The organism is Algoriphagus sp. oki45 (genome assembly GCF_036245605.1).
Classification (GTDB): Bacteria; Bacteroidota; Bacteroidia; order Cytophagales; family Cyclobacteriaceae; genus Algoriphagus.
In genome coordinates, this window is the sequence record NZ_BTPC01000001.1 from 1,514,458 (window position 1) to 1,541,021 (window position 26,564).

Genomic DNA, 26,564 nt, shown 5'->3' on the forward strand with positions numbered 1-26,564 from the left:
CAAAATTCAAGGAAACTTTGTCAACTTTCAGAATAGGGTACAATCAGTTAAAACTAATTCACTATTTTACATCCATGAACCGCAGACCATTTTTACAAAAACTCGCCCTGGCGAGTACTTCACTGATGACCATGCCTTTTATTACCTATGGGAAAATGGACTTCCCCAAAGCCACCCGACTCAAATTTATCACCGCCTCGGATGGGCACTGGGGCCAACCCAATACCGACTTTGAAGGAAGTCACCGAGCCCTTATTGAAGCCATCCATCGGGAAAAGGAGGTGGACTTTGTGGTTTTCAACGGAGATCTGATTCACGACGAAGCCAGCCTGCTTCCCGGAGTGAAAAAGGTCTACAACCAACTCCAAGTACCTTACTATGTCTGCCGGGGCAATCATGACCGGGTCAGCGAAGGAGACTTTATGCGGATCATGGGACAGACGACCAACTTCTCCTTCATCACCAAAGACTCAGGCATTCTCCTCCTCGACTGCTCCAATGAAAAGGGAGAGTATCTCTGTGCCGATCTGGAATTTGCAGGGCTGATCTTGGAAGAATACGCGAAACTTCCCCATGTCTTTGTTTTTGTGCATATCTCCCAAAACGACTGGACCCGGCACGGGGTAGACTGCAAACCTTTTCTGGACTTGGTGACATCCTATTCGAATGTCAGGGCCACCTTCCATGGACATGACCACGACGTGGATGGGCAGATGCTCTATAAGAAAAAGCCCTTCTTTTGGTCCGGTCACTTCGGAGGCAGCTGGGGCAACCCCTTCCCCTCCTACCGGGTCTGCGAGGTGGGTGAAGACGGCAAAGTAATCAGCTATCTGAAGACCGTAAAGGACGGGACGATCCTTAACGGGCATAATCTTTAAGAATCAGTATTCTCTGGAAGAAGATTTGGCAATAGCTGGTTTTTTATAAATGAATTCCTCCTTCCTTCCTAACCCAATCAAAAAACCAGTAACTTAAAAAGAAATCGAAGTGAACCTTCTTTTTGAATGGATAGCCAGAATTCGGGAAGGGGAAAATCAAAACATAGAAACCATGAAGCATTCATTTTTAGCGATTATTTTTTTGATCGCCGCAGTCAGTTGCCAACCGGGGAAAAAAGAAGATTCAGCAAGTGTAGATCAAATCGGAGCGAATTTAGAGCCGGTAAGCTCAGCTTCTGAATTTTTCAATGAAAACGGAAGGATTGTCACCCCAGAGAGCTATCCCAGAGACGAAACATCCCGGCAAATCCTTATGGGACAAAGTATGGGAGGGATAAATACCTTTATGCACAGAAGACAACTTACCCCTACAGATGATCAACCGGTGGTCAGAATGAATCGGGATACCTACTATTCCATGGCTGTGGTGGATGTCTCAAAAGGAGCAAGCGTTGTGATGCCAGAAATCCCCAAGGGAAAATACATTTCCGTACAGCCCGTCACAGAAGACCATCGGATTCAGGCCATGAAGTATGGTTCAGGATCTTTTGATTTATCCACACACACAGGCACACATTTGTACTTGATTGTACGCTTGGATGGTACTTTTTCTGAGGAAGAGGCTAAAGCCATTCAGGATCAAATGCTCATTCAGGCGCAATCCGTTAATTTATTTAAAACCCAACCTGTCAACCAAGAATCATTTAATCGAGTGGAATTGGAGTTAAAATCCAAAATGCCGGCGATTCTGGAGCGGGATGGGATTTACGGAATGCGGGGAATGTTTACCGACCCCAACGATGCATCGGTCAAGGATTTTACCGAGGAAAAGTATCAGGTGGGAGCTGCCGTGGGATGGGGCGGTGCGCAGATGAGCGATAATATCTATGAGTCCTCCGGCAATTTCTCAACCGATAGCTGCTATCAGCTTACATTTGAAGATCCGGGGAATGCCGGATTTTGGTCCATCACGGTTTATGATGAAAGGGGCTTTATGTTCAACGATCTGGCCAATTACAGTTCCAATACCGCAAAAGCAAATCAAGACGGAACCTATACGGTAAGCTTTGGATGTGGTGCTAATGCACCCAACAATCTGGAAATCGACAATCCTTCAGGCGTATTTAATTTTACCGTGCGTCACTACCGCCCATCCGAACGAGTATATAAAGAAGGCTATCGACTTGTGCCCTTGGTCAAGACCGTTTCGGGAAAGTAAAAATCAGGATCCGAAGTGGAGAGATAAGTCCCCTCCAGAAGTAGAACGCTAGTCTAAGCGGAGTCCCGACAGCTGTACGGGAGCAACTCCGCTTTTCTATTTTTAAGAATTTGTAATTACAGAATTAACCTATCTATTTACTAGCTCAGAGGCCTTAATACCTTAAATTCGCCCTCTTCTGACAGCAAAGCACCTGAAGGCTTTATGCCTCCAAAGACTAAAATTAAAAAAGAGGCGTATTAAAAATCTCCATTTTTTCCCTTAAAAGCGGTTACGGCAGGTCTACCCTCTTCGACATAAGACACCAAATATCATTTTCAACTTAATCGAATGGTTACCATGAAAAACTTCAAACTTATCAAACAGAATATCCCAACCCAGCCATTCCTGGATCAAATAGATTCCATTGCGAATGCTTGGGCCGGATCCACTGGTCGACAAGACAAAATTATGGTTCAACGTGAGGCACTTGCTATTCCTTTAAGAGGTCTGAGAAAATCGGCTATCGGAGGTAGAAAGCGTCGGGATGTACACGAAAGCCGATGGACTACAGCCAGCAAACAAAACTCTTTGTTTGTGCAATTTCTAAAGGACTTTGCGAAGGAAAGAAATGAAATTCTGGGAAGGGCAAAAATTGTTTGTTTGCCTGCCGGAAAACAAGTGTACCCCCATATCGATCGAGGTGAATACTATCGTGTTCGAAACCGCTATCATTTAGTCTTAAGATCCAGTCTCGGGTCATGGATGAAAACAGGAGATGAAGAGGTACGAATGCGTGAGGGCGAACTTTGGTGGTTTGATAACAATGAGGTCCACGAAGCCCGCAATGACGGAGATCAGGATCGAATTCATGTGATTTTTGATATGTTACCAGCCGAACTGGAGCATGAAATTTTTAAAGCCAATCCTGCTGCTTCAAAAGGTGTTTTGGCCAATTGATCAATTCCATTGAGTATTGCTCCCTCCTCTTGGAATGGAGCAATTACCTAAGCGGAGTCCTCTGTAGCATCGGGAGTGGCTCCGCTTTTCTATTCTTAAGAATTTGCTATTTTTAAACTTTCCCCATCCTTGATGGATCAAAATGACTTACTTTTCCAAGCCCCTTTTTTGCCCGCTCTATATCTCATAAATTAAGCCAACTCCATTGCTATGATACCCAAACCCCACCTTCTGATCATCTGCGGGAAAAACAAAAGACGAAGCAGAACAGGAGAATTTATTTTTAAAAATGATCCACGATTTCATATTCGCTCGGCAGGGCTAAGTCCGAAAAGTGACAGGAAAATTTCTGAGGCGGACTTGAATTGGGCAGATTTGGTCCTTGTAATGGAAAGTGAGCATAGAGCCAAAATCCGTGATCTGTATCGGCATTTGGATCTACCGGTCATCGAAGTGCTCCATATTCCGGATGAGTATGACTTTATGGACGAAGAACTTGTGGATCTCCTAACGGAAAGAATCAACCAATCTCTACAAGCAAGATTCGGAATTTAACCTACCTGGGCTGGGTCTAATTTGCCGAAGTATCCCTATATTCCAGTACAAGAAATTTTCGGAATTCAAGGAATGGCTTGTACTACTTTTTGGGATCGATTTTACTTGCCGATTCCAAAGGATATGGAAATGAACAACTTGACGTATAGCTGTTGTACCTAAGCGTCCCTTTGCCTGGCTGACCAGTCTTTGGGTTCAAATTCCTTCAAACCCCATAGCCTTGGCTCTGGGGCTTCATTAAAACCACTACTTATGAAGTATTTCCTCTATGCAGGTATTTTAGGATTTTCATTTTGGTTAGTTTCTGAGGTAATGGAAATGATTGAGGGTTACACCCCTACAGTTTACTACCTGACTGCTGGGTACCATTTTTTAGCAGGAATTGGGATTTGGGGTCTCCATAAAGCTCAATCCCCCGGTAAAAACCCCCTGAGCCAACTTGGAGCTTTACTAGCCTTGATAGCCTATCTAGGCCTAACTTTTTTCCCAATTCAGGTGATGAATTCCGGAATGAGTATTCCTGAGTTTTTGGAAGCAAAACCATTATATAAAGTCCCCGGAGCAGTTTGGTTTGTTGGAATGATCCTGTTTGGGATATCGGTTCGCAATACCCGATTTTTTCCTTCTTGGACTCCCCTAGTATTTATTTCGGGGACACTTCTATTTACAGCAGGCCCATTGCTAGGCTTGCCAACACTCCTGGTCAATTGTACCAATAGTCTATTTGCAATCACCGTGATCTATATGTGTCTATTTGGCTTGAAGCAAGTAAGTATCGGCAAGTAGTCTTATTTAGGAAGTTTTTGACTTCCTCTTTATCACCATACCCCACTCAAAAGGTCAATTTTCATCAGTAAAACCAAAAAAATGAAATTCAAATTTTTATACCCCTTTCTTGTCACAGTCTTGATGGTTTCATGTAATCAAGAAAATGACCCCTCGGATTTTGATAAATTTTCAGGCAGGTGGTCACTAGCTCTTGTCGAAGTTCAAATGGATTCGAGTTCCATTTGGGTGCCTAGACAGGGCGACTACAAAAACAGAAAAGGCTTTATCATCTATGATGGCCAAGGCGGAATGGGCGTCCATCACGTGACTGAAAACTACGAAAACTATGTACTCGAAGGTACGGGAGGGCTAGATAGCCTGACAAAGGAAGATTTGAGGCATCTGGCTAACAATTTTGTGTATTTCGGGAAGTATCAAGTGATCGACTCCCTTCAAACCATCGAACATCATATTGAATCCGCCAATTTTCTAAATCTCTGGGGCACAGTCGCTAAAAGAAAATATGTGTTTTCGGGAGACACCCTGATTCTTTCTCCCATTACGGACAGGTATCCCAAGACTCGGCTCAAATGGGTACGCCTTAGGGACATCCAATAAAAACCACTCAACAATAGAGCCTTAACTTAAGTCGGACCCATAATACTAATTCCAAATCATGAACTGCTTGAAATTGTCTATCCTTGCCTTGATTCTTTACAGCTGTAGCCAAAAGGCTGATAATTCCAGCCATTTATCCAATTCAATAATTGCTGAGCCCTTGGCAATAAGCGGAAAGGACAGCCTAGAGATCAAAAAAATAATCAGCATCCAAACTACAAATGGAAATTTCGAAGAGCGGGAAAAGGTCTGGGCGGAAGATGGACGATGGCTTCAGGCATTTGGACGGGTTTTCTACGGAAGAGACACTATCATCAGCTTTATCAAGGTGCTGCACTCCAATCCGGGATATGCAGAATCCACTGCAAACCAATACAGCGATCCGGAAATCAAATTTTTAAGACCCGATGTGGTGGTCGTTCATCAATACCATGAACGGGAAGGACAAGTCATCAATGGTGAAGTAACGCCAACCCGGAGGATCAATACGACTTATATCATCACCAAAGAAAATGGGACATGGCTGCTTAGGGATAAGGTAACCATGGATGAAAGGCCCAGAACCCAGAACTAAGCATCAAAAGAAACTTTGGTCACAGGTTCTACATCGGCTTTTTGTCCAATATTCGGCTATTTTTGGTTTCACTTAGCGGCATCCTTGCAATAAAGATTTTCTCCTTCTTCGCATGCTAATTGCACATCGCCTATTGAGAACTTAATAATTTTTCGACCTATTTAGGACTACCTGCTCCTGAACTTGAAACAAATGGAAATTGCCGTAAAAAACATCATCAACTACTTTGTCAAAAAACCAGCTAGGCTTTTTCTGGTAGACAGCATCGGTGCAGCCTTGACCGCATTTTTATTATTTTTTGTATTACGACAATTCCAGGATCATTTTGGAATGCCGACCCGGGTTTTGATCTATTTATCTTTAATCGGCCTGATTTTCTGTCTATATTCATTGACTTGTTTCCTCTTGCTCAAAGGGTATTGGACCCCATTTTTAATGCTAATTGCATTAGGCAACCTATCGTATTGTGTTTTGACCCTAGTATGCATATATACTTATATTGAAGAGCTGACCAAGTTGGGCGAGATATATTTTTTGCTGGAAATAGCTACCGTACTTGCAATCGTATTTGTGGAATTTCGAGTGGCAGCTGCCTTAAAAAATGATAAAAAGATTTCTTCTGGATAGAAAATGGGGATTCCGGAGCAATAGGTCGAGCTCAGAAAAAAAAGTGCCTTTCTAAGCAGTATCTACCTTTTTTTGAGCTTGCTATCCTTCTACTAAAAGGAGTCGAATTCCTCCTTTTGGCAACATGGATTCAGCCATTGGGAGCATGTCGCAATTCCTTTCCACCTTTGCCTGGATAAAAAACTTAGAGTAAAGTCCTCCCCAAAGAAAGCAGAACCAAACCCGTCCACATCCAAGCCCTCCAGCGATTGACCCGGAGAAGTTTTGGCAGATGGCCCTCCACTGTTTCATCTCGATCGATAGCTTCGTGTATGGGAATGGCAATGAAAAAGGTATTGATCCAAATCCCTCCCAAAATCAATCCATCCACCAGAAAAACAAGCGGGTCAAACAGGAGCTGCAGAGCGATCACTCCCGTCTGAATAAACATCAAAGGACCTACGAAGTAAAGGATTTTACCTGTATAGATCCGGTGCCAATAGTTTAGCCTTTCTTTATCGATATACAGAAATGAGGGATAAATGATGACTTGCACCAACCAAACCAAAATAAAAAGCCCGGAGTCTACCGAAAGACGAATCCAATCCATGATTATCTATTTTGGTTCACCGGAGCTGCCACTGCGTCTCAGTATGTACTCGCTTGAGGATCAGGAAAAAAGGAATCCACCAAATCAGGTCATTGGTGTAGAGGGTGTAGCTGAATTCAAGCGGAATTTCCTTCAGGACCAGGTAATTGAACAAGAACCCTAGAGGACCGAATATCTTTCCCAAAAAACCCACTGCCACAATGGGCCAATGCTTGAGCGGATTGTAGCTGGCCCACCAATAGCCCAAGCCATAGACACCGACAATCATTCCCGTCCCTTGCCAAATGGTAGGGTGCTGCAAAGGCTCCATTCGTGTCCATTCGAAAAAGGTGTGAGGCCAAATCACCACCCAAGCTCCCCAGAGAATATTGTAAACTGCTGCCAATTTGAGGCAGGTAGACATCCATTCAGGATAATTTTTTTCCATGTTCTAAGGACAATCTCCAAGACAAAAAGTTTGAAATTGTGTGAAAACTTTTGTCTGAGTACATTAAACTATACCATAACACTTAGCCCATAGCGATGTCCAAGGCAAAAGGAGTAGATTTTGTATTAAACAAGACTTTCTTGACTAAGGAAAAACAGCAGCTAAAGGGAGTTCAAACTGCAAAAAAACTGAAAAAATACCCTATATCCGGTATTTCAGAAGTGCCAGAATTACCTTTTATTATAGCCTTCAAACTAAATACTTTACCCTCATGGAAGAAAATCTATCCTCCCCTATTGAAGAAAACAACACCATTACACTCGAGCGACCTGCTTTGGGATTCCTTATGGAAACTGCCCGATGGGGCAAACTACTGGCTATCCTTGGATTTATTGGACTGGGGCTATTGGTATTAATGGGATTTTTTTACGGCGCATTAATTTCCGCAATGGTAGGCGATGAGTTAGGCAATATACCAGCAAGCTTTTCTTGGATCATGGGATTCGCTTATTTATTGATTGCCCTACTGTTTTTCTTTCCGGTCCTGTACCTCTATCGTTTTTCCGTAAAGACTCAAAGTTCCGTCCGCTCAAAGAATACTGTCGAACTGACACAGGCCTTTTCCAACCTGAAGTCTGTGTTTAAGTTTTTCGGAATATACACGATTGTAATTCTGGCAATCTATGGCTTAGTCTTTTTAGGAGTACTGATGGGTGCTGCTTTTATGAGTTAAAGGGAACACCGTAGGTAAAAAATAAACAAGAAATCGTGCCTCCAGACAATTAAGGTGATCTTTATTGATTTCTCCCTTCAAAAATATATTTATACAGAAGAGAAAATCGATTATCGATTTTCGTAATTTTTGTAAAGATAACTCTGTCCAATAACATGAAAGTGAGCCTATGTTTTTTCGCAACCTTTTTGATTTCCCACCTTTGTTTTTCCCAGGAATATTTAGACGGATATTATCTGCTTCATGGTCAAGACACTATTTACAGTAAAATCAAAGTTGGAGGTAAAAAGATATCCTCTGGATATTACTTCTTGGTGATTCCTGGACAGGAGCCAGGTAGCAAGGATATCGTCTATGCCGTAAAAGAAAAAAAAGTGGCTGGTTATGGGATTTACTATATGGGCAAATGGGAAGATTACAGGTATGTAAAAGTTGAAAATTCCAATGACCAAGGCTTTTATCGTCAAATCGAGTATGGGCCCAATTATTTGCTATACGTTCTTATGGTCAGCACAAATGTAAATGGGATTGTTACCACATTACCTCAATATGCCCTTTTTAAGCCAGAAGGAGAATTTGTTGTTCTGACTACCAATGTTCTTGGCAACTGGAAGAAAAACCTGAAGAAAATTCTTCAAGACAATCCTGAAGCACTCGCACAAGTAGATCAGGTAGGAAGAAATGAAATACCTGAATTTATAGAAAAATTAAACCGAGGGGATTAATTCTTGACTGGGAAATATTCGCTAATTCTCAGTAGGATCTCCATTTCAATCCTAAAATTGTTCCTGATTGTCTCCCAGCTTGGATTGCCATTAATCCCAAAGAGATGAGAAATCACCCCGTTTTTAAGCAAAATGATTAATTCAAGTTCAATTTAATTTTTAATTGCCTTAATCTATGGCACCATTTTAATCTCCATTTTATCCAATTAAACTTTTTGGTTAAAAATCAGACTATTCATAAAAGGAAATACTACCCCTTCTCTTATTCTATCTTTTTGATCCTCCAAGTCATCTGCATTGTAGGCGTTTGGACAACTGCCTCATCGCCTACTTCTTTTTTCAAAAGGGCTTGGGCCATGGGCGAATCGATGGAAATATAATCCCTGCGATCAATAATTTCCTCCCCTCCCACAATCCGGATTCGGAGCTTTTGTCCCTTGGTATTCTCGACCTCTACCCAGGAACCAAACATCACTTTCCCCTCCTGATAAGGGGTATAAGGAATTACTTTGAGGTTATCGATGCATTTGCGCAAGTAGTGGATCCTTCGGTCGATTTCCCGGAGGCGTTTTTTGTTATAGGTATAATCAGCGTTTTCTGAGCGATCACCCAAGCTTGCTGCCCAAGCTACTTTTTGGGTGGTCTCCGGACGCTCTATTTTCCACAGGTGATCCAGTTCGGCCTTAAGCTTTTCCAAGCCTTCCGGTGTAATCCACAGTGTTTTCATGGGGTAAAATTGAAGAATCGAAAGTTAGATGACAATGTATTTGGAAGTAGAAAGTTCAACTAAAATCAATTCACTTTTTGGACTCCTTTTTTTATTACAATTATATGCAAATACACTCCTAAAAATACCAGTTAATGAAGTCAAAATATTGAGTTGTGCTATTCAAAATTTGAAGTAGAAATCTGCTCAAAACCTAAGTTATTCATCATTTTAAGCAGATAAAGTGGGGGTTTGATCAATGTTTCTTTTGTTGATTTTCCAAAAAAAATGATTAGGTTTATCTACCAAACATTTTATAAATATTCAACAATCAAGGACTAATTTTCAAGTGAATTAAAACACGGAAAATAGTTAAACAAAGTTTGATTGTTGATATAAAAAAATTTTAAATAAACATGCAGGTTAATTCATTATCAGCTGAAATAAATGAAGCTGAGATTGTCAGGTACTACGAAAACTGTCAGGTAGACTATGAGCTTCTTTGGAAATTAGATAGGATAATGTGCATGCACTACGGTTATTGGGACGAAAGTACGACCTCCCTTAGTCACGCACTCCTCAACATGAATAAGCAACTAGCTGAATTCGGCAGCTTGAAAAAGGGTCAAAGGGTATTGGATGCGGGATGTGGTGTAGGTGGATCCTCGTTTTTTATTGCCAAAACCTACGGATCCCAAACGGAGGGTATCACCTTGAGCGATAAGCAGGTGGAAGCCTGTAAATCCAATGCATTGAAACAGGGGTTACAGGACTCCTGCAATTTCAGCAAACAAAACTACCTGAGTACTGAATTTCCCGACAACAGTTTTGATGTGGTTTGGGGAATGGAGAGTGTTTGTTATGCATGGGATAAAAAGGATTTTTTGAAGGAAGCGTACCGTGTGTTAAAGCCTGGAGGGACTTTGGTAGTAGCCGATTTTTTCAGCAATCCTTTAAGCCCCAATTCCAAAGAAGCTGAATTGATGAAAAAATGGACAGATACTTGGGCGATTAAGGCCTATGCGGGAATAGAGGAATTTTGGGAGAAAATGGAGGACACTGGTTTTGTCCAACGACAAAGAAAAGATGTCACACCAAGTGTAGTGAAAAGCATCAAACGTCTTTACTACATGTTTTTCCCTGGCCTAGTGAGCACCTACCTTTTGCAGTTGTTAGGCTTAAGAAACAAAACCCAAACTGCCAATACCTGGAGTACCTATTACCAATACAAAGCCTACCAGAAAAACCTGTGGCGGTATTACTTTTTTACAGCAACCAAACCGATATGATATGAGCAATTACAAGGCCGACAAATTTTCAGATGAAGAGTTTGAAACCTGGCGCTACAAAATGGACGACAGGGCAGATGCTGTGGCAAAAGAATTGATTGACTCGCATCACCATTACCATATCTATCGAGCTCTAAGTAAAATTAACACGCTAGAGGATCCCATTGATATCCGAATTTTTCATAATCCACCCAAGCCGGGGGAAGAGCCCAAAATCTATTCAAAGGAAGATATTGCCGAACATGAAAGACTGGCTACCATTCTCAATGATTATTTCAATGATCTTAGCCTGATGCCTACCCCGGAGGAGCAGGAGGTGATAATCAAAGGCAGCTTGATTTTCAATGATTCTCCTTCAGAATGCATCATCGCGCTGGCCGTGCGATCTTTGCTGAAGCAGTACGCTGCCTATAAAGCCACCAATGTCCTGGTTGCTACACAATTGCTTACAGGCTATCCCCATCGCCGTATTTTGGAAACCATGCAATTTGTGATAGATGTCATGGATATCAATGGTTTCAAACCGACTGGTAGAGCTGTCCGATCCATTCAAAAATTAAGATTGGTTCATGCCCTTATCCGAGCCAGAATATTAGCAAAGCAGAAAGATCCAGGCCGAAATGACCTAAGCATCTCCATGATATGGGAAGAGGAATGGGGCCTACCCATCAATCAGCAAGATATGATCTTTGCCGTTCACACGTTCAGCGTGGAAGTGCTTGACGGATTGATTGCCGCAAAAGAAGATGTTTCCGATGAAACCATTGAATCTTACTATCTAGCCTGGCATTATATCGGAAGAGCTTTGGGAGTTTTAGATCCAATAAACCCCACTACCTATTCTCAGGGAAAGGCTCTGCAGGAAAGAATTTACAGTAAGCAGTTTGTGAAAGACAATCCCAACGGGCCAGCTCTTGCCAAGCCTCTCATGAAATTCATGGAAGAGGTATTGCCATTTCACCCAAGTGACCGAGATATTCTTGCTATTGTCAAGATTTACAACGACGAGAAAGATTATGAACCGGTGTTCAAAGAAATCCTAGGGTTGGATCTTAACAAATCAAGCATAGTATTCGGCTGGCTAATGCGAACCATAGATTCCTTTTGGCATACCTTAATCAAGCTTTTGCACCGAATATTCCCCTTAAAAAAGGAAGAATTTGACAAAATGCTTGCTATGAAAAGTCATTCCATGATTCAGCGAATTGTCCAAATGAAAATAACCTGGACATCAACAGCATTCCAGGTGGCAGACGGGTTCGGTCAAGAGGCCGCAAGGGACAATGAAGAGAAAAAAAGAGACTTGAAGAGTAAAAGGTAAGAGTGCTATCCAAATGAAACAAAAAGAAAAGTTACTCTGGAAAAATGAGCATTCTCTCATTTACTGGCAACCTGCGGAGGGCGGGAGAGGGATAATTAGAAAAGTAATGCGGCCAGGGACCCACGATCCAGAGTCAATTTTTAGGTTCCGGAATGAATTTGCCTTCTCAAGCGATACCTCCCTTGAAGGAATTCGTCACGCCTTAAGGATGGAAAACTATGACCAAAACCTTTCCATCGTTTTTGAAGATATTGAAGGAGTATCCTTGGCAGAAGAATTTGTAAAAAAGCGTCAACCACTGGAGAAAATCCTCCGGCTTTTCATTGACCTATCCGACATTTTAGGTGGATTACATAACAAGGGAATTATACACAAGGATATCAATCCAAGTAATATTCTATGGTCCAAAAAAAAAGAAAAACCCGTTATCATAGATTTTGGAATAGCCACACGAATTGATTTTTTGGCGAGTAATCTGGGAAATCCTGACAGAATAAAAGGAACCCTGGCTTATATCTCTCCCGAGCAAACGGGGAGGGTAAACAGAAGAGTAGATAATCGAAGTGACCTCTACTCTCTCGGTGTTACGCTTTACCAAGTCCTTACAGGCAAGCTGCCTTTTGAGAGTGATGATTCCTTAGAATTAGTTCATTACCATATTGCCAAATCAATACCTTTGGTGCACAGGATCAATCCTGAATTACCCGAGGTACTCTCTTTTATTGTAGAAAAATTGATGGCAAAAAATGCTGATGACCGATATCAGACCGCATTTGGGCTAAAAGCGGATCTGTTGGTTTGTCTGGAGGAATGGAACCTAAACAAAACCATTGCTTCCTTTCACCCCGGTCAGGAAGATTTTTCAGGTAAATTCAAAATGCCTCAAAGGCTATATGGCCGGGAAGAAGAAATAAAGATGCTGCTTAACTCCTTTGAGCGGGTCAGTCATGGCAGTACAGAATTGTTTTTGGTAGCAGGCTACTCGGGTGTGGGGAAATCTTCCCTAGTCAGCGAGTTGTATAAACCTATCACAGCTCAAAGGGGCAATTTTATCTCCGGTAAATTTGACCAATATCAAAAAAACATCCCCTACCTAGCCATCTCCCAGGCTTTCGACGGGCTGTGCAACATTTTGCTAACTGAGGATGCCGAAACGGTGTCAACCTGGGAAAGAACAATAAAAGAAGCAGTCGGAGACAACGGGGCAGTATTGGTGGACATCATTCCTGCCTTGGAGAAAATCATCGGAAAGCAACCTCCGGTGCCTAAGCTCGATAGTCAAGAATCTTTGAACAGATTCAACCTTGTATTCCTGCACTTTGTGCATGCATTATCCTCTGCAAATCATCCTTTGGTTTTGTTTCTTGATGATTTGCAGTGGGCTGATACAGGCAGTCTCAATTTGATAAAGCTGTTGGTTACGGATGTTCAAAATCAATATTTATTGGTATTGGGAGCATACCGTAACAACGAAATCCTACCAGGTCATCCGCTTACCACCTTACTCAATGATTTGGAGAATGAAAAGGCAGTTGTTCATACTATTTCTTTATCCTCCCTGAAGGAAGAAAACATTAAGCAAATCATCGCCAACTCCCTCGACAGCCAAAATAACGAACTAGATGAATTAACTTCAATTGTATATTCCAAGACAAAAGGGAATGCGTTTTTTACCCTTGAATTTTTAAAAGCCTTACATCAGCAAGAGTTAATTAAATATGATTTTGCCACTAAGAAATGGCAGGTAGATATTCAAACCATACGTGGAAAGAATGTTTCTGACAATGTGGTAGATCTGCTGGTGAAAAATCTGAACAAACTACCCGAAGATACTATCCGCACATTGACCACCGCATCATGCATCGGGGGTCTATTTGATATGGATATTTTGGCTCACCTGTTAGAGAAGCCAGAAACCGAAATTATTGAAAGCCTCTGGCCTGCATTAAAAGATGAATTGATTAACCCTACCAACGACAAATTTCAATTCATCAATGTATTGGACCCCTCCGAATACAGTGGAAAAGAGGTACAATTTAGCTTTGCGCATGACAGGATTCAGCAAGCCGCATATTGCCTGATTGATACCGATGAAGCAGAAAAAATACACCTGCAAATCAGCCGGTATTTAGTAGCACGTGATGGAGAAAGTGATGATTTTAATTTTTCTTTGGTCGTACACTACAACGAAGGACTGAAGCACATAAGCGACCTAGATGAAAGAATTTTAGTAGCCAAACTCAACCTCCGTGCTGCTTCACAAGCACGTGATAGTAGTGCCTATGCTTCTGCCCGTTCATTTTCTGATGTAGCCCTTGGCATTTTTACATCCGATTTATGGAAGAGCGAATATTCATTTGCCTTTAAACTACATACCGTAGCTGCAGATATCGCTTACCTTTCAGGAGATTTCGATACCTCCGAATCACTTTTGGACATTGCTTTAAAGGAAGCTCAATCTTCTTCAGACAAAGCTGAGGTATATTTTTTACTGATGCAGAGTCAAAGTAACAGCACCCGATACTATGAGGCTATTGAATCGGCTAGGCAAGGCTTGAAATTGCTGGATTTTGACTTTCCGGAAAAAGAGGATTGCCCACCACAAATCCCATTAGAAATGGGTAAAGCCATAGGATGGTTTGCCTCCCATGGGGTTGACAAGGTATTTGAGCAACCTGACATGACAGATCCCCGGATGCTTTCTGTCATGAAAATTCTAGACAACCTTTCACCTCCCACTTATGTGACAGGGGAAGTGAATATGTGGATCTTACACGTATTGTATAAGGTAAATCTCACCCTGGAGTATGGCCTCACCCCACAGGGAGGTTATGCATTTAGCGAACTGGGACTGATATTTTTCATACTTAACAATTATGAATACGCCTATCCTTCTGCTAAAATGAGTATGCGTATTGTAGAAAAATTCGCTTCTCAAAGTCCAAGACATCTTAGTCGTGCCGGTCACTTATTTACCAATTACAATACCCCTTGGGTAAAGCATATCAAGGAAACCTTCAAACTCAATTCTGAATATTATCAGCGCAGTCTTGAATCAGGAGAATTGATTTTTGCGGGTTATACGAGTTTCCATCCCTTCTATTCGGCTTATTATCACGGCAAGGATCCCTTGCATTCACTAATGCAAAAGTTGCCTGATGCAAAAGCCTATACAGGCAAGATAAAGCACGATCTAGCTCACGACTCTTTACGGGCCTTAGATCTTTGCATTTCCAATCAGATGGACTATACTTCCGACGATGATGATTTTGATACTAAAGATGATAGTGAATCCAAACTGATTACTTATTGCCAAGAGGTAAAAGATGGATATGGTATGACCATGTTCTATCTTCTGAAAGCGCATACGCATTACTTGCACGGCAATATGCAAAAAGCTAAAGAGGCACTTCAGGTGGTTGAAGGTCTTACCGCAGTATTATCAGGCAATGCGAGTACCAGTAGTCTATTTAACATGTTGCAATCCTTGATTGCGCTTGACGATATTCAGAAAGGGAACGGAGACAGGGCAACTCTGGAAGCAAAAGTCGAAGCCAATCAGAAGCAAATGGCTATTTGGGCGGAGCATAACGAGGCCAATTTTCAGCATAAATATTTATTGATTGAGGCAGAAAGAAAGCGTGTTGTCAACGAGTTCAGCCGCGAGGCACTAGAACTCTTCGGTAAGGCAGCAAAAAGTGCAGAGTTTTATGAATTCAACAGGGAATTGGCCATAATTCATCTGAGAAACGCAGATTACTGGATGGCACTCGATCAACCGATGTATGCTCAGTCCCATATGCAGAAAGCGCTCTACTTGTTACATTCACTCGATTATAAACGACTGGCAAAAAAGCTGGACAATAGCCAGCCTGAATTAATAGGACCGGGTGGATTACATGGCAAAGGTGCAACTGAAAAATCCACCCATTCAAACACATTTGATGGCACCTTAGACCTTCGCTTTCTTGACCTCAACAGTGTGGTAAAGGCCTCCAATGCACTTTCGGAAGAAATTGTGATGGATAGTTTTATCGATAAAATGCTGCAAATCGTCATTGAAAACGCAGGAGCGCAGAGAGCCTTGCTGGTTTTGCCAAAGAACAGTGGTTGGGAAATTACGGCAGAACTTAATCTGAACGATAAGGAGGCAAAACTTGTACAGGATGGAGACCTGGGAAAAGGACTTGATATCCAAAGAGGAATTATCAATTATGTATTGCGGACCAATACTGAAGTGGTGAGCTCTACTGAAACCGCAAAACAGCTTTTTGACCGGGATGAGGGGAAAGCAAAGTCCCGTCCCGCAAGCTTTTTTTGCCTACCGATTCAATATAAAGGAAGCACAAAAGCAATCTTATATGCCGAGCATTTAGAGACTACCGATGCTTTTACACAAGAAAGATTATCTCTAATTAAGGTACTATCCAGCCAGATGGCAGTATCTCTGGAAAATGCCAGGCTTTATCAAAATCAATCTGAATTAAATATCGCCTACCAGCGATTTGTGCCACATCATTTTATTCGAATGTTAGGACATAACAGCATTTTGGATGTCCGCCTGGGCGATAGTACAGATGCAGAGGTAACGATTCTGTTTTGCGATATCCGCTCTTATACTTCCCTATCTGAGTACCTTTCTCCCGCTGATTGCTTTTCGTTAATCAACTCCTACCTATCCTTTGTAGGACCAATTATTAATGACAACAATGGGTTTATCAACCATTATTTAGGTGATGGATTTATTGCATTATTTAAAAATGGAGCTAAAGACGCCCTCCTTGCTGCCGAACAGATTATTTCACAATTGAGTCAATTCAATAATAAAAGGACCAAGAAAAATCAGGAAGCTATAAACCTCGGCATCGGTATTCATTCAGGGAAAGTGATGATGGGAATCATCGGTGATGCAGAAAGACATGATGCCAATGTCCTGTCTGATGCCGTGAATATTTCCTCAAGATTAGAAGGGCTGACCAAAGTGTATGGTTCACAGATCATAATAAGTGATGTCATTCATAAAGAAATATTGAATAATGACGCTTTTCACACAAGATTTCTTGGGAGAGTTAAACTCAAAGGCAAAGAAGAAAACATCAATGTGTACGAATTATTCAATCAGGATCAGGAAAATATCAAACAGGCAAAGCTTGAGACTGCTTCCTTGTATGATAAAGCTCTGAATGCCTACTTCAAAAAGGACTTTAGCACTGCTATCGGTTTGTTTAGTGAAGTCTTGAAAATCAATAAACAGGATTTGGTCACAGGCATGTACCTCCAAAAATCAGCTAAATTTCTAGCTAACGGAGTGCCTGAAAATTGGAATGGAGTGGAGCAAATGGTAGACAAATAAAACCAAAAAATTGATCTAGATTTCTCCTTAATCTATTACTTGGAAACCTGAGAATAAGCTAATTATTCACATTTTCGATTCGAAATAATCATTGGTCATTGTTGACCGTTTTATTTCACTTCAGCCAAATATTCTCTAAGACTTTTAAATGTTTCGTAAGGCCCCTCAGCCAGAGATAAGTTCATGAGCCAAGCAGGAATAGACCCTCCCGGATCGATCAATATACTGTGCTTGATTTCTATTTGGTTATCATTTACCACCTGAATGTGCCAATGCGCTTCACTAAGAGGAACTCGAACAAATCCATCCCGGGGAGGAATAAAATCGGGTCTACCGATAGCGGAGAAATGGTATTCATAGGGTTTGCTTCCCTGTGACATTTTCACCTGTAGGATCAAATCCCTGTTAGAAACCGGCCAGGGTGTTTGAAGCTCCGCGCGATAGATAAATTCCTCTGACGAAATCCTTTTCAACATTTCTGTTTTCCGGATTTTGTACTGCCATTTGTGGAAGTTATCCAGATCAAAAAGAGCCTCCGAAAGTGCTTCAATAGTGGTTGAAACCGTAAAACTGGACTGGATGGAATTGATCTTGGTATCCTCCATCTTACAGGTGTAAACCTCAATCCCATCGGAGGATTTTCTGAGATCACAATCTTGCTGTGCCATTACTGGGTTACAGAAAATTAGCCTGAAAAGAAGAATCGTAATTATTGATCTCAATGATTGTTACTTTCACCGTGTTTCCTTCCCCAAAATAGGGATAAAAAGTCAAGCAAAAACAGTACTTAAGGTGCGGCGTTTGAAGATAAGGCTGTGTCGGTGTTAAAATATGTTTTCTTTAATCTTGATCGTCAACTTTCTGTTGGTTTCCGGCATCATAGTATAGGTGTACCAAAATTGACTTAAAATGAACCGAAAAGAATTTGTCAGCACTTGCCTTCGCATGGGAATCGGACTTCCTCTCCTTTCCCCTGTTTTGGCTTTTTTGGAAAAAAATGAAAAAGGACAGACTCGCTTTCCCAAGCCGGCAGGGAAAATCCTGATTGTCGGAGCTGGAGCAGCAGGCATGGCCGCAGGCTACCTCCTTCATTCTCTTGGATACGATTTTACGATCCTGGAAGCAGGTAATGAGATTGGAGGCAGAATCAAAAAAAACCCGGATTTTGTGGATTTTCCTATTGATTTGGGTGCAGAGTGGATTCATACCCATCCTCGAGTTTTATCTGAAATTCTCCGACAGGAGGAATTCAAAGATCAGTTTGGCACCATAGACTACAGCCCCCAAACTATCCAAACCTGGAAAAACGAAAACCTTCACTCAAGAAATTACCTGAAAGCATTTTATGGAGAGTGGAAATTCAAGCGTAGTACCTGGTTTGATTTTTTTGAGAAAAACGTATTTCCTCCGATCCAAGACCGAATCGTTTTTGGTAAAGCGGTACAGGAAATTGATTATTCTGGAGAGTCGGTGAATATAAAGACGGAAACCGGAGAGACGTTTTCTGCTGACCAAGTACTGATCACCTCTTCGATCAAAGTCCTGCAATCAGGAATGATCCGATTTTCACCTGAAATGCCTGAAGAAAAAACCTCATCCCTGCAAAAAATCTATATGGGAGAAGGAATCAAGGTGTTTATATCCTTCAGGGAATGCTTCTACCCGGATTTCCTGATGTTTGGACCTGTTTTAAAAGCCATATCGGATGAAAACAAATTTTATTACAATGCCTCTTTCGGAAAGGACTCCGATCACCATGTGTTAGGGCTATTGGCGATCAATGAAAAAGCCCTGCCTTATATAAATGCGGGTTCTGATACTGAACTGATCCGGATAATCTTGGAAGAATTGGACTCCATATTTGGAGGAAAAGCAAGTCAGAATTACCTAAAACATATTTCACAAAACTGGTCTGCCGAGCCTTACATCCAAGGTGCCTATTCCTACACTTATGATGGTTCGAAAAGGAAAATTATCGAAGCCATTTCTCGACCGATTGCCGGAAAATTGGCCTTTGCGGGAGAAGCTTTATCTCTAGACAACAACTCCATGGTGCATGGAGCCTGTGAGTCAGGCTTTGCTGCGGTAAAGGCACTTATCGGTTCTTCCTAAGGAGGGTAAGCCAATTCGGTAATAAAAAAAGGCCCGTTTCCGGGCCCTTTTTATAATTCAAACTTATTCAACTTCAACTTAAAACCGATCAAGGTTCATCACTTTATTCCAAGCTTTAACGAAGTCTTTGACAAATTTTTCCTTGGAATCTTCGCATGCATACACTTCTGCATAAGCTCTGAGTTCAGAATTGGAACCAAAGATCAAATCTGCACGTGTTCCTGTCCATTTTGGCTCACCGGTTTTTCTGTCACTTCCTACAAATACATTCTGCTTGTCAGAAGTAGCTCTCCAAGTGGTGCTCATGTCCAGAATATTGACAAAGAAATCATTGGTCAATTTGCCCGGAGTAGCTGTAAGCACGCCGTGCTTTCCACCATCCCAGTTGGTACCCAATACTCTCATACCTCCTAGTAAAACAGTCATTTCTGGAGCTGTCAGGGTAAGAAGTTGAGCTTTGTCGATCAAGGCTTCCTCAGCTTTCACACTGGATTCAGCACTCATGTAGTTGCGGAATCCATCTGCCCAAGGCTTCAACCACTCGAAAGAATCCACTTCAGTATCTTCCTGAGCAGCATCAGTTCTTCCCGGTGTAAATGGAACAGCCACGTCAAATCCGGCATCTTTGGCAGCCTTTTCCACAGCAGCCACTCCGCCGAGAACGATCAAGTCTGCCATCGAGATTTTCTTGCCTCCGTCAGCAGTACTGTTGAACTCTTCCTGAATGCTTTCCAACACACCTAGGACTTTATTCAATTGAGTCGGATTATTCACTTCCCAATTCTTCTGAGGTTCCAGTCGGAGTCGGCCACCATTGGCTCCACCTCGGAAGTCAGAACCTCGGAAGGTAGAAGCAGAAGCCCAAGCAGTAGATACCAATTCAGACACTGTCAAGCCTGAAGCAAGAATATTAGCTTTCAAACCAGCGATATCTTTCTCATCAGCCAATGGATGATTCACGGCAGGAATAGGGTCTTGCCAGATCAAGTCTTCAGCAGGAACTTCTGGACCGAGATATCTGGACTTTGGCCCCATGTCACGGTGAGTTAGTTTAAACCAAGCTCTTGCAAAAGCATCGGCAAACTCATCCGGATTTTCGTAGAATCTTCTGGATACTTTTTCGTATTCCGGATCAAATCTCAAGGATAAGTCTGTGGTCAGCATAAACGGCTTGTGGAACTTGCCTGGAATGTGAGCATCAGGAATGATTGCCTCCGAATTTTTAGCAACCCACTGATGTGCTCCTGCTGGGCTTTTGGTCAGTTCCCACTCGTATTCGAAGAGGAACTTGAAGTAGTCATGTCCCCACTTGGCAGGAGTAGAAGTCCAAGCACCTTCAATACCAGAGGTGATCGTATCTTCTGCATTACCTTTGCCATAACTGCTGTTCCATCCGGTACTCATTTCCTCAATGGATGCACCTGCAGGCTCAGCACTTACGTATTTTCCTGGATCTGCGGCACCGTGAGTTTTCCCAAAAGTGTGTCCACCTGCAATCAGAGCCACGGTTTCATAGTCGTTCATTGCCATTCGGCCAAAAGTCTCACGGATTGCATGAGCTGCCAATAGCGGGTCAGGAACGTTGTTTGGACCTTCTGGATTGACATAGATCAAACCCATTTCAGTAGCTCCTAGTGGATTTTCCAAAGCTTCAGGGCTTCTGTGAGCCTTCCATTCTTTTTCTGATCCCCAGTAAACATCCTTTTCAGATTCCCAAACATCCTTTCGGCCACCGGCAAATCCAAAGGTCTCAAAGCCCATGGATTCCAAAGCCACATTTCCGGTAAGGATCATCAAGTCTGCCCAAGAAATCTTCTTTCCGTATTTCTGTTTTACTGGCCAAAGTAGAAGACGAGCCTTGTCCAGGTTGGCGTTGTCTGGCCAAGAGTTCAAAGGAGCAAAGCGAAGGGTACCTGTACCGGCACCACCACGTCCATCCTGAACTCGGTATGTACCCGCACTGTGCCAAGCCATTCTAATCATGAATGGGCCATAGTGTCCATAGTCTGCAGGCCACCAATCCTGAGAAGTGGTCAACACTTTCTCGATATCAGCTTTCACTTCCTTGAGATCCAAAGTCTGGAATTCTTTAGCATAGTCAAATCCCTCATCCATTGGGTCGGAAAGAGAAGAATGCTGTCTAAGAATGTTGACATTCAATTGGTTGGGCCACCAATCTACATTTTGCTGACCTTTACCTGCAGCTGCAGTCATGGTCCCATTGTGGAAAGGACATTTAGAGATGTCTCCTCCGTTGTTGTGATGTGTATCCATAGTATAAATTGATTTAGTAATTACTTAGATGACGAAATTAATCAAAACAATCTGTATTTAATTTTTTTTTCGATAGATAAAAACTATGACTCTTTATTCCATTCTGTGCCCCATAAGTCCAGAATGAGCCAATACACCAAATGGAGGGGTATTTTTTATGGAAATCAATTAGATAAAATGAATCAACCCTCAAAAGATTGACAAAAATCAGCTCTCAAGAAACTAACGCCCCAAGAGATCCTTTGTTTGGAGTGTGGGTTAAGGAATGAAAAGGCAAAGAGTTGAATTTACCTGGTAATCAGATGTAGAGAATCCAAAAGAAAACAAACACACCAAAACCCATTCCGACAATAAACACACTGTATGCCCTATTGAGTAAGCGGTATTTTCTACTCAAAATTTTCCCCTGATAATAGAGAGAAACAGACATTTGGTCCATGATATCCTTTTTCCCCTCGAGGACTTGATGGGTCTTTTCCAGGTAGTCCTCCAAATTGTAATATTCAGTGGTACCAAAAAACAGCACACTGAATGAGGGTTTATCTCCGGGATTTTTGGGTTTTCCCAAAATTTTTGGCTTAGCTACCTGCACTGCCAAGATGGTGGAGGTAATAATTATTCCCAGAAAAATCAGAATAGGAAGGAGGATTAAGGGGTTTTCCACTTCTACTTGGGAAGAGATCGACCCATAACTGACCAAGGCAATCATGGAGGAAAGCACTAAGGCATTTATACTAATTATAATATTTGCTTTGTTATCAGCGATTTGAAGCAGGTTACTGGAATTTTGGAAAGCTACCCGATAGAAGGTTTGCCTTTCTCTTCCTGCTTTATCTTTAGGTTCTTTGTGAAAGAAATTGGTTTCCATAGGCATTGATTGATTTGAAGATAAGCAAAAAATCAATTTCGGCTTAGTCCACTCTTTTTTTCTTCAAATAACTTTGAGACATCGAAATATCAAAGACCAGCCATCTTGAAAATGAATTCTCTCTTTGGAAAAGCTTCTGTCCATTTCCTGCTTTTTATTCATATTTGACTAATATTTCAGATTATGAACAACAACGATATCCTCCGAACCCTACGCTATACTTTTGACCTTAATGATTTTGTCATGATTGACATTTTTTCAAACGGGGGGCTCGAGGTAAACCGCACTCAAGTCAGTGATTGGCTCAAAAAAGAAGATGACCCAGAATTCAAATCTCTTTATGATGTAGATTTAGCTGCTTTTCTCAATGGGTTTATTGTTTTGAAAAGAGGAAAGAAAGACGACCAGCCACTTCCAAGTCCGGAGAAAAAACTGAACAACAATTTGGTTTTAAGGAAGCTTAAAATAGCCCTGAATCTGAGGGATGAAGATATGCTGGAGATTTTTGGACTGCGTGGATTCCGTATCAGCAAGCATGAAATCAGTGCTTTTTTCAGAAGTCCATCCCAGCATCAATACCGGGTCTGCAAAGACCAAATATTGAGAAACTTTCTCATGGGCCTCCAGCTAAAATTCAGACCCGAAGCAAAGTAGCAAGCCGAACAATTTCGTAGCCGATTGTCCCAATTTATGGCAATTCGGAATCTTTTTCCTGCTTCTTAATGTCATTTATCCTAAATTAAAGCTTAACCTGAAAAATAAAACCCATGGATAAGTTAAGAAAAGAAGACATCCCTCAAGAGGCATTTGACCTCTACGATTACTATTGCCACAACAAGCTGGACCGAAGAACTTTCGTAGAAAAGCTCTCTGCCTACGCAGTAGGAGGCATCACAGTCACGGCACTCATGAGTTCTATGATGCCGGACTACATCAATACCCGAACCGTAGAACCTACTGACGAAAGGCTGCAAAGTTCAGATTACGTCATGTACGACTCACCAAAAGGTGGAGGACAAATCAAGGGATTGCTGTCCAAGCCTGCAGGCAAAGGAAAATTTCCCGGGATAGTCGTAGTTCATGAAAATCGGGGCCTCAACCCATATATCGAAGATGTGGGAAGAAGATGCGCAGTGGATGGATTTATCTCAATTGCTCCGGATGCATTGACTCCATTGGGTGGTTACCCTGGCAATGACGATGAAGGGAGAACATTGCAATCCCAACGTAATCGAGATGAGATGCTGGAAGACTTCATCGCAGCCTACGAGTATTTGAAAAACAATCCTGACTGTGACGGAAACGTGGGCGTTGTTGGATTTTGTTTCGGAGGTTGGATTTCGAATATGATGGCTGTACGAATCCCAAGTTTGAAGGCTGCGGTGCCTTTTTATGGAGGACAGCCCGCCACTGAAGATGTTCCTAAAATCCAAGCACCACTTCTTGTGATTTATGCCGAACTGGACAACCGCGTGAATGCCGGTTGGGAAGCCTATGAGGCTGCTCTCAAAACCAATGGAAAGAAATACGAGATGATTAACTACCCCGGGGTAAATCATGGGTTTCACAACAATACGACTCCCCGGTATGATGAAAACGCCGCCAAACAGGCTTGGGATAAAACCATCGCCTTTTTCAAGGCCAATCTGAAATAAAAAATTGTCCCGAATCACTTAAGGTAATTCGGGACTGCTTTTTCCAAAGTTCCTAAATAACGGACTGCTACCAAGTAGTATGCTTCAATTTCGGGAAGGCTCTTACCACATCACTCAAACTTATTTGGCCAACCAATCGGCCCTCTTTCAGCACAGGGAATCTCCTGATCTGATAATCCAAAAACTTTTGTGCAGCATCAAAAAGAGTAATATCAGGACTGAGCGTCATAACATCTCTGGTCATTAGATCTTTCACTTTGGCCGGAAACCGGATGGTATTGGTATATTTTCCTTTGATGATTTCTCTCAGACAATCTACCTCTGAGATGATACCAACCAAAGCACCGGATTCATCCACCACAGGTGCACCGGAAATTTTTCTCTTCGTCAAAATTTCCATGACCTGATCTATTGTGTCCTCTAGCCTGAAAGTGACCAAATTGGTACTCATGTGATCTTTGACTAAAATAGGCTGTGTGGGCTTCTTTGGCTCTGCCAATCTCACCCCTTGAAAACTCTTTACCATGGAAAATTATTTTTTGTGAAAGACTAATAAGATACTGAATTTCAGTAAAAAATGAAATTAAAATGGTCGAAAATTTAAAAGAAAAAAATTTTATTAAATAAATTTTGTAAAAATTCAAAATTAAATTTTGATGCTAAGAAGGATAATTGCACTTGGGAAATTATTATCTTCTAATCTTCCAAAGGTTTGAGGAGCTAAATCAGAAGCTCTTTTTAGGGATTTAGCTGATTTCTCAACACTACAAAAGGCTTCCAATTTCCTTTAGGAGCTTGGTAGAGCTGATTGAAATCAAAAGCCCCAACTACCAGATCCTGATCTCCATCCCCGTCCAAGTCTCCTTGAGTCAAAGTCAGCCAATGCATATCAGGCGATTGAGCTAAAACAAAAGGCTGAAAACCCATTTTTTCCTGATGGAAAAAGACCAAATCCTGTCGGGGCTTTTGCTTCGCATCAGGAAAAAAAGCAATCACAAAAAGGTCCATTTTCCCGTCTTGATCAAAATCCCCTACTTCCAATCCGCTTGCCCCGTTTAAAGGGTAAAACCAAGTTTCTTCAAATTCTCCTTTCCCATTATTCTTAAAAATCCTGACACCATGGTAATTCTTGAGAATTTGGGATTGGTCTGCATTGTCTCCATTCACCAAAACAAGATCCTTGAGCCCATCTCCATCCATATCTATCCAACGGAAATCACTCGATCCAAAAGCTGGGTGGAATTCCAAAAGCCTTTTTTCACGGAAAGATCCCTGACCCTGATTTTCAAATAAAAGCACAGACTCTTTGGCCTGTGTCATCAAGACCAACAGATCCAAATCCCCGTCACCATCCCAATCTGTGGATATGGAGCGCCTAGCACCCGGGTCTTTTTTAAGAATCACCTCTTGATGCCCTTCTGGCTGACTGAGATAAAGGGAAAACTTACCGAGGTGATTCCCAAAGTGGCAAACCGCATAGTCCTCTCTCCCATCCCCATTCCAATCGTCGATTGAAATATGAACCGGCCGAATCAGCTGATCGAAAACAGGAGTAGCTTTCCAAGATGCCCCTTGTCTGGAAAAATCTGACCAGTTTCCCAAGGAATCATTCGCCGGGTCCATTAGCCCCATACTCAGCAGCTGGAAGTTGGAAGAATCCTTCCAGCGGATCTCCACCGGTGCCACGGCGGTAGGAATGGAATCTACCTGTGAAAATCCTTGAGAAGAATTCAGTTCAAACAAAGCACGGAAGCGATGCCCCAACCACAAATTTCCCGTTTCGGGATGGATTTGCAGCATGGTCACCAAACTGGGACGAATGAAGTCAAACTCGGGAATCTCCAGCTTAAACCCGGGAACCCCCAATTTGGGTTCTCCCTTCTCAGCTTGAGGGAGCGGGGCCTCAGGAGCAGACTGAAGGTAAAATTCTTCAATTTTGACCCAATTCTCCCTTGAAATCATTGGCTGATTGGAATAAATCCCTTCCGGCACTCCCTCATCCTGAGGCAATGGAGTACCAAAGTCTTCCTCCAAATACAAGCCCAATCGCTTTCGCATATCGGGAAGTACCCGAGCCCAAGTTTTTTGGTCCAAGATCTCAGGATCGGGCATCAAATGACAGCTCCCGCAATAGCCTTTGGCCAACTGCTCCCCGGAAAGATTCAGATCACTTTGGGCAAGTTCATAAAGCGAAGGAGGAGGCTGCTTTCGCTCTCCGATCTGACCACAGGCTGAAAACAATACCAAGACACCTACTACCCAACTTCTCTTCAT

General features: G+C 42.1%; 24 protein-coding genes. 16 read left to right on the top strand and 8 right to left on the bottom strand.

From position 1 onward, the window contains the following. The first annotated feature begins 74 nt into the window (after positions 1-74). From AAA942_RS06605 to AAA942_RS06640, 8 genes are all read left to right on the top strand, one after another. Positions 75-878, top strand: coding sequence for a metallophosphoesterase family protein (locus AAA942_RS06605; RefSeq protein WP_338219453.1), 804 nt, complete (start codon positions 75-77; stop codon positions 876-878). A 172-nt stretch (positions 879-1,050) separates the two neighbouring features. Next, positions 1,051-2,157, top strand: coding sequence for a DUF1214 domain-containing protein (locus AAA942_RS06610; protein WP_338219454.1), 1,107 nt, complete (start codon positions 1,051-1,053; stop codon positions 2,155-2,157). Between the two features lie 339 nt (positions 2,158-2,496). Then, positions 2,497-3,096 (top strand): aspartyl/asparaginyl beta-hydroxylase domain-containing protein, encoded by a 600-nt coding sequence (locus tag AAA942_RS06615; RefSeq protein WP_338219455.1) that lies wholly within the window; start codon positions 2,497-2,499, stop codon positions 3,094-3,096. A 210-nt stretch (positions 3,097-3,306) separates the two neighbouring features. Then, entirely contained in the window at positions 3,307-3,651 is a 345-nt protein-coding gene (locus tag AAA942_RS06620; RefSeq protein ID WP_338219456.1) for a protein-tyrosine-phosphatase, read from the top strand. 252 nt (positions 3,652-3,903) lie between these two features. Next, on the top strand, positions 3,904-4,437 hold the full coding sequence (locus AAA942_RS06625) for a hypothetical protein (RefSeq protein ID WP_338219457.1): 534 nt from the start codon (positions 3,904-3,906) through the stop codon (positions 4,435-4,437). An 81-nt stretch (positions 4,438-4,518) separates the two neighbouring features. Beyond that, positions 4,519-5,037 (top strand): lipocalin-like domain-containing protein, encoded by a 519-nt coding sequence (locus AAA942_RS06630; RefSeq protein WP_338219458.1) that lies wholly within the window; start codon positions 4,519-4,521, stop codon positions 5,035-5,037. Between the two features lie 58 nt (positions 5,038-5,095). Further along, positions 5,096-5,611, top strand: coding sequence for a DUF4440 domain-containing protein (locus AAA942_RS06635; protein WP_338219459.1), 516 nt, complete (start codon positions 5,096-5,098; stop codon positions 5,609-5,611). Between the two features lie 192 nt (positions 5,612-5,803). Continuing rightward, complete coding sequence (locus AAA942_RS06640; RefSeq protein ID WP_338219460.1) at positions 5,804-6,238, top strand: hypothetical protein; 435 nt, start codon at positions 5,804-5,806, stop codon at positions 6,236-6,238. A 184-nt stretch (positions 6,239-6,422) separates the two neighbouring features. On the opposite strand, the gene AAA942_RS06645 is transcribed toward AAA942_RS06640, so the two are convergent. Then, positions 6,423-6,827 carry a hypothetical protein gene (locus AAA942_RS06645; RefSeq protein ID WP_338219461.1) on the bottom strand — a complete coding sequence of 135 codons (405 nt, stop codon included), beginning with the start codon at positions 6,825-6,827 and terminating at the stop codon, positions 6,423-6,425. A 16-nt stretch (positions 6,828-6,843) separates the two neighbouring features. After that, entirely contained in the window at positions 6,844-7,254 is a 411-nt protein-coding gene (locus AAA942_RS06650) for an alkyl hydroperoxide reductase (protein ID WP_338219462.1), read from the bottom strand. A 271-nt stretch (positions 7,255-7,525) separates the two neighbouring features. Between AAA942_RS06650 and AAA942_RS06655 the strand changes: the two genes are divergently transcribed. Then, positions 7,526-7,987, top strand: coding sequence for a hypothetical protein (locus AAA942_RS06655; RefSeq protein WP_338219463.1), 462 nt, complete (start codon positions 7,526-7,528; stop codon positions 7,985-7,987). A gap of 155 nt (positions 7,988-8,142) precedes the next feature. Beyond that, entirely contained in the window at positions 8,143-8,712 is a 570-nt protein-coding gene (locus tag AAA942_RS06660; protein ID WP_338219464.1) for a hypothetical protein, read from the top strand. Between the two features lie 262 nt (positions 8,713-8,974). Here the strand turns inward: AAA942_RS06660 and greB are convergent, their stop codons facing one another. After that, a complete protein-coding gene (gene greB / locus AAA942_RS06665) occupies positions 8,975-9,439 on the bottom strand; it encodes a transcription elongation factor GreB (protein WP_338219465.1) in 465 nt (154 codons plus the stop codon). Positions 9,440-9,834: 395 nt separating this feature from the next. On the opposite strand from greB, the gene AAA942_RS06670 reads away from it, so the two are divergent. The 3 genes from AAA942_RS06670 (at position 9,835) to AAA942_RS06680 (ending at position 17,381) form a co-directional block, all read left to right on the top strand. Beyond that, entirely contained in the window at positions 9,835-10,707 is an 873-nt protein-coding gene (locus tag AAA942_RS06670; RefSeq protein ID WP_338219466.1) for a methyltransferase domain-containing protein, read from the top strand. A gap of 1 nt (position 10,708) precedes the next feature. Continuing rightward, complete coding sequence (locus tag AAA942_RS06675; RefSeq protein WP_338219467.1) at positions 10,709-12,028, top strand: oxygenase MpaB family protein; 1,320 nt, start codon at positions 10,709-10,711, stop codon at positions 12,026-12,028. Between the two features lie 106 nt (positions 12,029-12,134). After that, complete coding sequence (locus tag AAA942_RS06680) at positions 12,135-17,381, top strand: AAA family ATPase (RefSeq protein ID WP_338220030.1); 5,247 nt, start codon at positions 12,135-12,137, stop codon at positions 17,379-17,381. A gap of 110 nt (positions 17,382-17,491) precedes the next feature. Here the strand turns inward: AAA942_RS06680 and AAA942_RS06685 are convergent, their stop codons facing one another. After that, entirely contained in the window at positions 17,492-18,049 is a 558-nt protein-coding gene (locus AAA942_RS06685) for an START domain-containing protein (RefSeq protein ID WP_338219468.1), read from the bottom strand. A gap of 241 nt (positions 18,050-18,290) precedes the next feature. On the opposite strand from AAA942_RS06685, the gene AAA942_RS06690 reads away from it, so the two are divergent. Next, positions 18,291-19,493 carry a flavin monoamine oxidase family protein gene (locus tag AAA942_RS06690; RefSeq protein WP_338219469.1) on the top strand — a complete coding sequence of 401 codons (1,203 nt, stop codon included), beginning with the start codon at positions 18,291-18,293 and terminating at the stop codon, positions 19,491-19,493. A gap of 78 nt (positions 19,494-19,571) precedes the next feature. On the opposite strand, the gene katG is transcribed toward AAA942_RS06690, so the two are convergent. After that, on the bottom strand, positions 19,572-21,767 hold the full coding sequence (gene katG, locus AAA942_RS06695) for a catalase/peroxidase HPI (protein ID WP_338219470.1): 2,196 nt from the start codon (positions 21,765-21,767) through the stop codon (positions 19,572-19,574). A 298-nt stretch (positions 21,768-22,065) separates the two neighbouring features. Continuing rightward, entirely contained in the window at positions 22,066-22,635 is a 570-nt protein-coding gene (locus AAA942_RS06700) for a Pycsar system effector family protein (RefSeq protein ID WP_338219471.1), read from the bottom strand. A 183-nt stretch (positions 22,636-22,818) separates the two neighbouring features. Here AAA942_RS06700 and AAA942_RS06705 point away from each other — a divergent pair, with 183 nt between their 5' ends. Together AAA942_RS06705 and AAA942_RS06710 are read left to right on the top strand one after the other, a co-directional pair. Continuing rightward, on the top strand, positions 22,819-23,289 hold the full coding sequence (locus tag AAA942_RS06705) for a YehS family protein (RefSeq protein WP_338219472.1): 471 nt from the start codon (positions 22,819-22,821) through the stop codon (positions 23,287-23,289). Positions 23,290-23,402: 113 nt separating this feature from the next. Continuing rightward, positions 23,403-24,290: a dienelactone hydrolase family protein gene (locus tag AAA942_RS06710; protein ID WP_338219473.1), complete on the top strand. Its 888-nt coding sequence runs from the start codon at positions 23,403-23,405 to the stop codon at positions 24,288-24,290. A gap of 67 nt (positions 24,291-24,357) precedes the next feature. Here the strand turns inward: AAA942_RS06710 and AAA942_RS06715 are convergent, their stop codons facing one another. Both AAA942_RS06715 and AAA942_RS06720 read right to left on the bottom strand, forming a co-directional pair. Continuing rightward, on the bottom strand, positions 24,358-24,816 hold the full coding sequence (locus AAA942_RS06715) for a CBS domain-containing protein (RefSeq protein WP_338219474.1): 459 nt from the start codon (positions 24,814-24,816) through the stop codon (positions 24,358-24,360). Between the two features lie 212 nt (positions 24,817-25,028). Next, entirely contained in the window at positions 25,029-26,564 is a 1,536-nt protein-coding gene (locus AAA942_RS06720; protein ID WP_338219475.1) for an FG-GAP repeat domain-containing protein, read from the bottom strand.